An 11254-nucleotide genomic window follows, 5' to 3' on the forward strand; every position below is an offset into this window, starting at 1 on the left:
CTTAGGCTCATACTTGAACTCCTTCGAAACGCATTCCCAATTCTTCTACCTCAGAAGCAAATAATTCAGCGCGCTCAACGTAGTCGCGGAATTGATCAAGACTTGCACAAGCTGGCGAGAGTAAAACCAAGTCTCCAGACTGCGCTTGCGCTGCTGCTGCTTGAACGGCTGCTGGTAAGGTAGCGCTGAGAATGCATGCCACTTCATCACTCAGAACCTCAGCAATTTTTTCTGCATCCTTACCAATTAAGAAGATGCCTTTAACAAAACGTAAGGCTGGCTCACGTAAGGGACCAAAGTCTTGCCCTTTGCCATCGCCACCAGCGATCAACCAGATTCTCTTTCCAGATTCACTGTTACCCAAGCCATTTAAGGCTGCAACAGTAGCACCGACATTCGTGCCTTTGCTATCATCGATATATTCCACATCTTTGACGATGGCAATACTTTGAACACGATGTGGCTCGCCATGATAATCACGCAATCCATGCAATAAAACATTCATCGGTAAATTGGCGGCTCTTGCCAAAGCTAATGCGGCTAAGGCGTTCAAGGCATTGTGACGCCCCCGAATACGTAGTGCATCGGCTGGTATTAAACGTTTTAAACGTAAAGGCTCATCTTCTTCTACTGCAGCGCCTTTACGACGCCGCTTCGGCTTTGGCTCAAGATCTTCATCAACCTCAGCCCATACCAGCCAATCAATTCCGCCTGCACGTAAATCATGCTCAATGCCAAAAGCACCCTGCTCATCAGGTCGATTAGCCCCAAACGTCACTATCGAATGCTCTGCCTTTTGGTCGTCAGTTAATAGCTTCATGACTAAATCATCATCACGATTCAAGATACAAATAGTGTCTTTGCCAAATATATTGGCTTTCGCAGCTGCGTAGCTCTGCATATCTCCATGCCAATCCAAATGATCTTGAGAGAGGTTGAGAACTGTTGCTGCTGCTGCATTTAAAGAATAGGTATAGACCAACTGAAAGCTAGATAACTCTAATACCCAAATATCTGGCATATCTTCAAGCTGATCAGATGTATCCAAACAAGACATTAATTTCTCTAGCGCTGCTGGGCTAATATTTCCCGCAACGGCAACTTTCTTGCCGGCTCGCTCACACAATTGCCCAGTCAATGCAGTGGTAGTTGTTTTACCATTCGTGCCAGTGACCGCTAAGACAGTAGATGCATAGGCTGATTGGGTTTCCAGGGCCATACGGCTTAGGGCAGCAATGGCTCGCGCAAAAAATTCAATCTCGCTCCAGACATCGATTCTCGATTTTCTGGCCTTCACTAAGAAGGACTGAGCAGGCTCCTGCAATGGAGATAGGCCCGGACTAATACCAATGACATCAATGTCGACTAGCAAGTCATCAGCTAAAGGGCCAAATTGAATATCCTTTAAGCCCACCATTCTTAACTCATCAACCCAAGCGAGTTGGCGGGCCGATAATGTAGACTCATCGCGTGTATCTGCCATGCGCACTTGAGCGCCATTACGCAAACACCATTTCGCCATGGCCAAGCCTGACTCCCCTAGACCCAAAATCAGAAAACGATGTGGGGCTTCATAGCCTGCATCAGCTATGGCAGCAGGGTTGGCGAAAATATTTTCTAAATTAAGCATATGGATTATTGACTCACCGTAACTTCAAGCTTGATAAGCCAATTAAGACTAAAAGGATGGTGATGATCCAGAAACGAACCACCACTTGTGTTTCTTTCCAGCCACCTAATTCAAAGTGGTGATGTAAAGGTGCCATGCGGAAAATACGTCTACCTTCTCCATAGCGCTTCTTGGTGAACTTAAACCAGAACACCTGCAACATCACTGAAAATGTTTCTGCAACAAAAATGCCACCCATGACAAACAGTACGATTTCTTGTCTAACGATGACTGCTATGGTTCCCAAAGCTCCGCCCAATGCAAGTGCACCGACATCACCCATAAATACTTGTGCAGGATGCGTGTTGTACCAAAGGAATGCCAAACCAGCTCCACCCATAGCACCGCAGAAGATCATGAGCTCACCAGCACCTGGGATGTAGGGGAACAATAAATATTTGGCATAAATTGCATTACCCATCACATAGGCAAATGCGCCTAATGCGGCGCCCACCAAAATGACTGGCATGATGACCAAGCCATCAAGGCCATCTGTCAAATTCACAGCATTACTACTACCTACGATGACTAGGTAACTCAAAATAATGAAACCCATCATGCCCAAGGGATAGCTAACTTCCTTAATGAAGGGGAGTAGTAAATTGGTCTTGGCTGGAAGATCTAATGCAAACCCACTTTTTACCCACTCATAAAAGAGTTGCAATACTTTAAGGTTGTTCACTTCTGAAACAGAAAAAGCCAGATAGATTGCAGCAAACAAACCTATCAGCGTTTGCCAAAAGAATTTTTCTCTTGAAGCCATACCCTTAGGGTCCTTACGAGCGACCTTGCGGTAGTCATCAACCCAACCAATCAAACCAAAGCCAAACGTAACAATCATCACAATCCAAATAAAGCGATTGCTTAAGTCTGCCCACAACATGCATGAAACAAAAATACCAATCAAAATCAGCACTCCACCCATCGTTGGGGTGCCAGACTTTACTAAATGGGTTTGTGGTCCATCCGTACGGACAGCCTGACCCATCTTCAATTCACTCAACTTCCGAATGACCCATGGGCCAGCTGCTAGGCCAATCAACAAAGCAGTCACTGTTACCATTACCGCTCTAAAGGTGATGTAGTTAAAGACCCGGAAAAATCCAAAATCGTCCTGTAACCATTGCGCTAAGGCTAAGAGCATGCTTTAGCCTCCTCTAACAAAGCTTGTACTACACGCTCCATACGCATAAAACGAGAGCCTTTAACCAAAATATTCAAATGTCTGCTGCTATGTACCGCTTGATTCTGTAATTCATTTCTTAAGGTTGAAATGAGTAAATCCATATCTGCAAAATGCTGAGAGCTGGCAGTCAGTGAAAGTGTTTGCTTACTTTCTTCAAAGCCAGCGATCGCAAACTGACATTGCTCACCAAGAGCAAACAATTTATCTACGCCTTGCGCGGCTGCATATGCGCCTACTTCACGATGAAACTCTGGCCCTTGATTACCCACTTCACCCATATCACCCAAAATTAACCAAGCTCCATTACCGGCCGCTTTCAAAGCGTCGATTGCAGCACGAACTGAATCTGGATTTGCGTTATAGCTATCGTCAATGAGGGTGTGATTGGAATCCATTGACTTAGCCTGCATACGACCATTTACAGGTGTAAAGGCCTCAAGACCTTGCTTAATTTTTTCAAGACTGACACCTGCAGCTAGAGCAACAGCACATGCTGCCAAAGCATTGCGTACGTTATGACTACCTAAGGTATTGAGTTGAATCTCGACCGTAACTTGCCCGGCCTGCACTTGCACTCGGCCATTATTTAAAAGTCGCCCTGTGACAGCTGCACTATCATTTGCTGAACCAGAGTTCAATACAAAGTCCATGATCTTGCGACCGGCAGCCGCTTTGCGCCATACGTTGCCAAACTCAGAATCCGCAGGAAATACTGCCACCCCATTTAAAGGCAAAGCCTTAATTGCTGCTGAATGCTCCTCAGCAACAGCAGCGACTGTTGCCATGAATTCTTGATGTTCACGCTGCGCGTTATTGATTAATGCAATATTAGGCCGGGCAATGGCTGCCAATACTGTTGTCTCGCCTGGGTGATTCATTCCCAACTCCACTACCGCCAACTTATCTGTTGAGCGTAGCTTCAATAAAGTTAATGGCAAACCAATATCGTTATTCAGATTGCCTTTAGTCACCAGGGTACAATCTTCACCAACTGCTGCCTTAAAAATCGCAGCAATCATTTCTTTAACCGTAGTCTTGCCATTGCTGCCAGTTACCAATGCCAAAGGAATCGAATGTTTTGCACGCCAAGCGGCAGCTAAGAGTCCAAGTCCAACTCTAGTGTCGGGGACACAAATCGCCGCTAATTCTTTGGGGCACTTATCCTGCGTACTGATCAGTGCAGCGCCCGCACCCGCTTTAGCTACATCGGATAAAAAATCATGCGCATCAAAACGCTCACCCGTTAGCGCTACAAATAATTCATCTGCATCAATCTGGCGACTATCTGTTCCGACCCTAGAAATATTGATTTTCTGAGCGGCAAGTTCACTAGTATTGATCAGTGTGCTGCCAGGCAACATTGCCTGAAGCGATGAGAGGGTTGCCATCAGCGACATCAGACTACACCCCCGGCTGCCAAGAGAATATGTTCCTGGTCAGAGAAATCGAATTTTTTGCCATTAATTTCTTGTGACGTTTCATGGCCTTTACCAGCTACCAAAACAATATCGCAAGCATCCGCGTGACGAACTGCTGCCATGATGGCAGCAGCACGATCGGCAATCATTTGAATATTCTGAGCCTGATCGCTAGTACCCGCCTTAATCATGTTCATGATGTCCTGGGGATCTTCCGAGCGAGGATTATCGCTAGTAATAATGATGTGATGCGCTAGCTTCTCCGCAACCGCACCCATTTGGGCACGTTTACCGTTATCGCGATCGCCTCCGCAGCCAAAGACGCACCAAATTTTTCCATGGCGCTGATCTGCAATCGGACGAATCGCTTGCAAGGTCTTCTGTAAAGCATCTGGAGTATGTGCATAGTCAACAATGACCATCAAACCATCGGACTTAGCACTGTTACCCAAGGAGATTAATTCCATGCGTCCTGGAACAGGGCGCAACTTTGTAACACGCTTGCTTGCCTCATCCGCACTTAACCCCTGCGTCAGCAGTACAGCCCACACTGCCAAAGCATTACTTAAATTAAATTCACCTACAACCGGAATGTGTATTGCATTTAAGCTCACACCCTCATGAATAAACTCAGTGTCATAACCGACGCCATTGAGGACGCAGTCATTTACATAGACTCGTTGAAGTCGATCACCAAATTTCTCAAAGCCACTTAATGCTGCTTTGCTTAGTGCATATGCCCATACTTTGACAGCGCCCTTTGCTAACAACTGCATCGCTAATTCGCGACCAAATGCATCGTCAAAATTAATGACTGCATGCTCAAGACCCGCCATTTGAAATAGCTTCGCTTTTGCATCGGCATAATTCGCCATATTGCCGTGGTAATCCAAATGATCTTGAGTGAGGTTAGTAAATACCGCACAATTAAATTCAATACCGGCAATACGACCTTGTTCTAGGGCATGGGAGGACGCTTCCATAACCACTTGTTTAGCGCCAGCCTCGAGCAACTCTTGTAATTGCGTTTGCAAACGCGGCGCATCCGGAGTGGTGTAACCAGTCTGAACCAGATTGCCAACAAAACCCGTTCCTAAGGTTCCTAGTACGGCAGTGCGATGATCTACACCATCTAAGGCGCTTGCTAACCACTGACTAATGCTGGTTTTCCCATTGGTGCCGGTTACGCCAATTATTTGCAATTGCTTGCTGGGATAGCCATACCATTGCGCACAAAGATCTCCCGCATTAGCTGCAAGATTTTCTACTGCAACGCAATGTGGATGATCTAAATATTGCGCGCCAAAATCTGCTGGATCAAACACTACAACTGCTGCACCATTAGATAGTGCTGCATCAATATATTGACGACCATCACGTAAGGCGTTGCCGTGACCCACTGGATAGGCAAAAAAGATGTCGCCAGACCGAATCTGGCGACTATCTGCACTCACCTTAGCAGAGCTATCTACTAGGCTATGTAAGTATTCAATCAAGCGATTGGGTTCTATATTCAACGCCACCCTCATCTTTTCAGAACCACATGCTGGGCTTGTACATTTGCCGTACGGCTTTCTTCCGGTGCTTTATCTTGCAACACCATTTGCTTCACTTTGGCATCAGGCAGGACATTTAAGGTGTGCAAGGTTTCACTGACAATCGCAGAAAAGACAGGGGCCGCAACGTCGCCACCATAATGACTGCCACCAGTCGGTTCATCGATCATTACTGCCACCACAATACGAGGAGCACTAATTGGCGCTAAGCCTGCAAAATAGGCGCGGTATTTATTGCCATAGCCTTTGCCCACCAATTTATGAGCTGTGCCCGTCTTACCGCCAACGCGGAAACCTTCAGCTTGCGCTTTAATTGCAGTACCGCCTGGCTCAGTTACTGTCTCGAGCATGCTGCGCATCTCAATCGCAGTCTTAGCAGAAATCACTGGTGTACCCGGCTTAACTTCTGGACTACGTTCAATGGTTAACGGTACTAGCTCGCCATCACGCGCAAAGATCGTGTAGGCACGCGCTACCTGAAAGAGCGAAGCAGAAACACCATAACCAAACGCAATACGCGCCTGATCAGAAGGAACCCATTTTTTATAAGGATGTAATGTCCCAGCAACGGCGCCTGGGAAGCCAATCTTCGGAGCCTGCCCAAATCCAGCCGCTGTATACAAATCCCACATTTCTTGCGCAGAAAGATAGTTCATGGCAATTTTTGCAGTACCAATATTGCTAGACTTCTGAATGATCTGGGCTACTGTTAAATTTCCATATGGGTGAGTGTCCGTAATAGGCTTTGGGCCAATAAGATACTTAGCGCCGATGACCATATTGGTATTTGGCGCAATGGCACCCTTTTCTAATGCAATTGAAATTGTTAAAGGCTTCATAGTCGAGCCTGGCTCAAAGGTGTCAGTTAAAACCCGGTTACGCAATTGTTCGCCGGTTAAATATTTACGATCGTTTGGGTTATAACTTGGATAATTTGCCAAAGCCAAGATCTCACCAGTCTGAGTATCTAAAACCACCGCACCACCCGCTTTTGCATGATGCTCTTCAACCGCATTCTTTACTGCGTTATAGGCAAGAAATTGAATTTTGCTATCAATCGATAGATTTAAGTCTTTTCCGTTTTGAGGCAATTGCAAAATCGCCATCTCTTCTACAACTCGACCAAGACGATCTACCACCACTCTTCTTTGTCCTGGATGTCCGGCGAGCTCCTTCTCTCTGGAGAGCTCCATACCTTCCTGACCACGATCTTCGACGTTCGTAAAACCTACAACGTGCGCCATCGCTTCGCCTTCTGGATAAAAGCGACGATATTCATTGTTCAAACCAATCCCTGGAATTTCCAATTGCTTAATTTGCTGCGCCACTACAGGATCAACCTGGCGCTTTAAGAAAACCTGCTTACGCTCTTCTTTGAGTTTTTTGCGCAACTCTGGTTCACTGATTTGCAAGAGATTAGCCAGACTTTTGACTTTCTCGGCAGATAGATCATCTGGCACCGTATCGTTATAGGCGATGACAGACTTTGCTTCTAAGCTAGTAGCAATCACTTGACCATTGCGATCTAGAATTTTTCCACGACTTGCAGGCAACTCTAATTCGCGCTGCGTACCACGCACACCTTTGGCTTCATAAAATGCATTTCCCGGACCTTGAATCCAAAAAGCTCGGATTAATAGCAACATGAAGACGAAGAACAGCAGGAATAGCATTAAGCGTGACCGCCACATCGGCAGACGCAAAACTAAATTAGGAGAAGTTGAAAATCCTACCGGCCTCATTTGACCTCTCTCAAGTACAAGGTACGTTCAGGAGAAATCGGTGACATATGCAGTTGATTGCGTGCTACATCACGAATACGGGCAGATTTAGAAAGATTGCGCTGTTCATACTCTAAGCGCAGCCATTCTTGATTTAATTTACGCTCTTCAATTTGGGCGTGTTCTTGAGCAAGAAATAATTTCCGTGCGCGCTGCTGTGCCGCCACTAGCGATAGAGCGCAAACCAATAGCAAAGCGAGCAATGTTAAGGTAGCGCGGTTCATACTAACTCCCCCATGCGCTTTTCTGCTACACGCATAATGGCAGAACGAGCACGAGGATTTTCTGAAACCTCTGCATCGCTCGGTTTCACGCGTCCAATAATTTCTAATTCGCTTTGCGGTAAATCTTTTTCACGCACCGGCAGACCCCGAGGCACATCCACTTTTGAATGCGCCTGCAAAAACTGTTTCACGATACGGTCTTCTAAAGAATGAAAACTAATTACCGCCAATCTTGCTCCTGGTTTTAATAAACGCAGTGCTGCCTTTAAACCAAGCTCTAAATCTTCTAATTCGCGATTGATAAAAATTCGTAATGCTTGAAAAGTTCTGGTGGCGGGATCTTGGCCAGCCTCACGAGTGCGCACCACACTTGCTACCAGGCTGGCAAGCTGTGTCGTAGTTTGCGGAGACAAGCCTTCTTCGCGCTTGGCCACAATAGCCTTCGCAATTTGAAATGCAAAACGCTCTTCTCCGTAAGTCTTAATCACGTGTGTGATTTCCTCCTGCGGCGCTTGCTCCAACCACTGAGCAGCTGTTAGACCATGGTCCGTATTCATGCGCATATCGAGCGGACCTTCGCGACGAAATGAAAAACCGCGATGTGCTTCGTCTACCTGAGGCGAACTGATTCCCAAATCCAACAAAATTCCATCGACTGATTCTGGTTCTGCGTATTGATCCATTTGCGCAAAACTGTCGTGCACAATTCTCAGGCGCGGATCGTTGATCTGCTGAGCTACTGCGATCGCATCCAAATCCTTGTCGAAGGAAATCATCTGCGCCGATGTTGGCAATTGCTTGAGCAAGGCTTGGGTATGACCACCGCGCCCAAACGTTCCATCGATCAGCAAAATATTTTTTGTTGGGTTTTGTTCTTGAATGAGTGGGCCGCTGATTAGCGCCGTCACCGCCTCGGCCAGTAACACTGGGCGATGAATCATGTTCATGGCACCCTGTCATCAAAAATTAAATTGCTTGAGTGCTTCAGGCATGCCTTGTGCAATGGCAGCCTGTTCTTTTGCGGCGTATGTTGCTGCATCCCACAACTCCAAGTGACTTCCCATGCCCAGCAAGATGATTTCTTTTTCGATACCAGCTGCTGCACGTAATTCTGGGCTCACCAAAATACGGCCAGCGCTATCCAAATCCAATTCAGCAGCATTACCAAGAAAAATTCTGCGCCACCAGTGGGCATCCATCGGCAATTGCGCAACCCTTGTTCGAAAAGTCTCCCACTCTGGTCTTGGGAAGAGGAGTAAACAACCATCGGGGTGTTTTGTGAGCGTGATACGGCCCTCACCTTGAACTAACAAGGCGTCACGATGCTTAGCCGGAACAGACATCCGACCTTTTGCATCTAAATTGAGAGCTGACGCACCTTGAAACACCATTTACCCCACTTTTTCACACTTCCTCCCACTTTAGAGGATCACTAATAGGGGGTCAAGTGTTTTTGGGTATTTTTTTGGGAAATTCTCTAGTGTTTACAAACACTTAGCGTCATGTGTTCACAAAATGGTGATAGTAAAATAGCTACTTGAAACAATGGCTTGGAAAATATACTTAAGAATAGATCTTAGCTATAGAGCTAGATAATGCATCAATATACTGTATTTAAAAACAGTAGCCTAAATCAAAACATAACAAAATTATTCAAAAATTGATTCTCGGATAGGTAATTCAAATTTAAATTTTGTAAGCAGTGCTTGTCATTACTTTTGACATTATCTGCATCATTTTTTGAATAGGCTCTGGCAATACTGCCCCGCCCGCTTGCAAGGCTGCCTGTCCATGCTCAATTTCATCTACTCGCATTTGCTCAACAATCGCACGTGAGCGATGGTCTTCTTGCGGTAATTTTTCAAGATGACTCTCTAAATGATTTTCAACTTGTTTTTCAGTTTCAGCTACAAAACCTAAACTCCACTTATCGCCCGCTAAGCCAGCTGCCAAGCCGATTGCAAAGGATCCCGCATACCAAAACGGATTGAGGTAACTCGTATGAGAACCTAGCTCTTGGAGGCGGGTTTCGCACCATGCAAGGTGATCCATTTCCTCTTGTCCCGAGTGACTAAGCATCTCCTGAATTTGCGGATTTCGTGCCACTAATTTTTGAGATTGGTAGAGCGCTTGAGCGCAAACTTCACCCACATGGTTAACGCGCATTAATCCAGCGGCATGTTTGCGCTCTTGCGCATCCAAAACTGATTTTGAGTTGTGTTCAGAACCGGGGGTAGAGCGTTGTGCATTTGCGCCACCGACCACCGAACGCAAAGCCGTATCAAACTCAATAATGAGGCGATCTATCGGAGACATAGACTTAAAAAACTAGACTAAAACTTCGGCTTTGCAGCTTTGCTTGGTTTTTAAGCCAAGTTCAGCCAAAAGGGCGCGGTCTTGTTCTGCCTCGGGATTACCGGTAGTGAGTAGTTGCTCACCATAAAAAATCGAGTTGGCGCCAGCCATAAAGCACATTGCCTGAACTGCGCGTCCTAATTCCTGACGCCCGGCAGATAAACGCACTCGTGCCTTGGGCATCGTGATACGTGCAACCGCAATAGTTCTTACAAATTCCAGGGGATCTAAAGGCTTTTGATCGGCCAAAGGAGTGCCGGCAACCGGCACCAGGTGATTGATTGGGACCGACTCAGGATAAGGGCTCAAATTGGCTAAACGGGCCAGAAAGGCTGCGCGTTGCTCACGGGATTCGCCCATACCCACAATACCGCCACAGCAAACAGACATGCCTGCCGCACGAACATTGGAGATCGTATCCAAACGATCCTGATAGCCGCGAGTAGAAATGACAGAACGGTAAAAATCCTCGCTGGTATCTAGGTTATGGTTATAAAAGTCCAGTCCAGCCTCTTGCAATGCTTGGGCCTGATCAGCCTCTAACATCCCTAAGGTAGCGCAAGTCTCCAGACCGAGAGCTTTAACACCCTTGATCATGGCTGTGACTTTCTCAATATCGCGGTCCTTGGGTTCACGCCAAGCGGCACCCATACAAAAGCGGTTTGAGCCAGCAGCCTTAGCCGCTTTAGCCGCTTCGAGGACTTCCTCTAGACCCATCAACTTTTCAGCTTTAACGTCCGTGTCATAACGGGCCGCTTGCGGGCAGTAGCCACAATCCTCAGGACAGCCACCAGTCTTAATTGATAACAAGGTAGCCAGCTCAACATCGCCCTCAGGAAAAAAGGCTTTGTGGGTCTCCTGGGCTTTGAGCATGAGCTCATTAAAAGGCAGGTCAAATAAGGCCTCTATTTGTGCAACCGACCATTCCCCAGAAGCATCCACCTCTTTACGTAAATTCGCTTGAGATTTCACGAGAGTGAGGGGTTTTTCTACGGTTTGAGTGTCCAACATAGGTAAATTCCAGAAAATAGGTCAATTCAAGCCATAAACATAACAGATACAGGC

At 46.4% G+C, this 11254-nt stretch carries 10 protein-coding genes; all 10 read right to left on the reverse strand.

The annotated features are described in order from the left end of the window. Positions 1–7 precede the first annotated feature (7 nt). Positions 8–1630 carry a UDP-N-acetylmuramoyl-L-alanine--D-glutamate ligase gene (gene murD, locus ICN47_RS06410; RefSeq protein ID WP_216219062.1) on the reverse strand — a complete coding sequence of 541 codons (1623 nt, stop codon included), beginning with the start codon at positions 1628–1630 and terminating at the stop codon, positions 8–10. Positions 1631–1643: 13 nt separating this feature from the next. Continuing rightward, a complete protein-coding gene (gene mraY, locus ICN47_RS06415; RefSeq protein ID WP_216219063.1) occupies positions 1644–2813 on the reverse strand; it encodes a phospho-N-acetylmuramoyl-pentapeptide-transferase in 1170 nt (389 codons plus the stop codon). After that, positions 2804–4252 carry a UDP-N-acetylmuramoyl-tripeptide--D-alanyl-D-alanine ligase gene (gene murF / locus ICN47_RS06420; RefSeq protein WP_255538938.1) on the reverse strand — a complete coding sequence of 483 codons (1449 nt, stop codon included), beginning with the start codon at positions 4250–4252 and terminating at the stop codon, positions 2804–2806. The genes mraY and murF overlap by 10 nt, the downstream gene beginning before the upstream one ends. Then, positions 4252–5802: a UDP-N-acetylmuramoyl-L-alanyl-D-glutamate--2,6-diaminopimelate ligase gene (locus ICN47_RS06425; protein WP_216219064.1), complete on the reverse strand. Its 1551-nt coding sequence runs from the start codon at positions 5800–5802 to the stop codon at positions 4252–4254. Before ICN47_RS06425 ends, murF begins: the two co-directional genes overlap by 1 nt. Next, the gene (locus tag ICN47_RS06430; protein WP_216219065.1) at positions 5799–7571 is read right to left on the reverse strand and encodes a penicillin-binding protein 2; all 1773 of its coding nucleotides are present in this window, start codon (positions 7569–7571) and stop codon (positions 5799–5801) included. The genes ICN47_RS06425 and ICN47_RS06430 overlap by 4 nt, the downstream gene beginning before the upstream one ends. Then, a complete protein-coding gene (gene ftsL / locus ICN47_RS06435; RefSeq protein WP_216219066.1) occupies positions 7568–7834 on the reverse strand; it encodes a cell division protein FtsL in 267 nt (88 codons plus the stop codon). Before ftsL ends, ICN47_RS06430 begins: the two co-directional genes overlap by 4 nt. Then, positions 7831–8781 carry a 16S rRNA (cytosine(1402)-N(4))-methyltransferase RsmH gene (rsmH, locus tag ICN47_RS06440; RefSeq protein ID WP_216219067.1) on the reverse strand — a complete coding sequence of 317 codons (951 nt, stop codon included), beginning with the start codon at positions 8779–8781 and terminating at the stop codon, positions 7831–7833. The genes ftsL and rsmH overlap by 4 nt, the downstream gene beginning before the upstream one ends. A 12-nt stretch (positions 8782–8793) precedes the next feature. Then, a complete protein-coding gene (gene mraZ / locus ICN47_RS06445) occupies positions 8794–9222 on the reverse strand; it encodes a division/cell wall cluster transcriptional repressor MraZ (RefSeq protein WP_216219112.1) in 429 nt (142 codons plus the stop codon). A 298-nt stretch (positions 9223–9520) separates the two neighbouring features. Continuing rightward, positions 9521–10150, reverse strand: coding sequence for a 2-polyprenyl-3-methyl-6-methoxy-1,4-benzoquinone monooxygenase (coq7, locus tag ICN47_RS06450; protein ID WP_216862625.1), 630 nt, complete (start codon positions 10148–10150; stop codon positions 9521–9523). Positions 10151–10162: 12 nt separating this feature from the next. After that, the gene (bioB, locus tag ICN47_RS06455) at positions 10163–11200 is read right to left on the reverse strand and encodes a biotin synthase BioB (protein WP_216219068.1); all 1038 of its coding nucleotides are present in this window, start codon (positions 11198–11200) and stop codon (positions 10163–10165) included. Positions 11201–11254: the final 54 nt, after the last annotated feature.

Source organism: Polynucleobacter sp. AP-Latsch-80-C2, assembly GCF_018882185.1.
Lineage (GTDB): Bacteria > Pseudomonadota > Gammaproteobacteria > Burkholderiales > Burkholderiaceae > Polynucleobacter.

Excerpts from the sequence above, each read along its gene's own strand:
- ftsL (WP_216219066.1), bottom strand. The coding sequence starts at position 7,834 with ATGAACCGCGCTACCTTAACATTGCTCGCTTTGCTATTGGTTTGCGCT.
- murF (WP_255538938.1), bottom strand. The coding sequence starts at position 4,252 with ATGTCGCTGATGGCAACCCTCTCATCGCTTCAGGCAATGTTGCCTGGC.
- ICN47_RS06430 (WP_216219065.1), bottom strand. The coding sequence starts at position 7,571 with ATGAGGCCGGTAGGATTTTCAACTTCTCCTAATTTAGTTTTGCGTCTG.
- ICN47_RS06425 (WP_216219064.1), bottom strand. The coding sequence starts at position 5,802 with ATGAGGGTGGCGTTGAATATAGAACCCAATCGCTTGATTGAATACTTA.
- mraY (WP_216219063.1), bottom strand. The coding sequence starts at position 2,813 with ATGCTCTTAGCCTTAGCGCAATGGTTACAGGACGATTTTGGATTTTTC.
- rsmH (WP_216219067.1), bottom strand. The coding sequence starts at position 8,781 with ATGAACATGATTCATCGCCCAGTGTTACTGGCCGAGGCGGTGACGGCG.
- murD (WP_216219062.1), bottom strand. The coding sequence starts at position 1,630 with ATGCTTAATTTAGAAAATATTTTCGCCAACCCTGCTGCCATAGCTGAT.
- coq7 (WP_216862625.1), bottom strand. The coding sequence starts at position 10,150 with ATGTCTCCGATAGATCGCCTCATTATTGAGTTTGATACGGCTTTGCGT.
- bioB (WP_216219068.1), bottom strand. The coding sequence starts at position 11,200 with ATGTTGGACACTCAAACCGTAGAAAAACCCCTCACTCTCGTGAAATCT.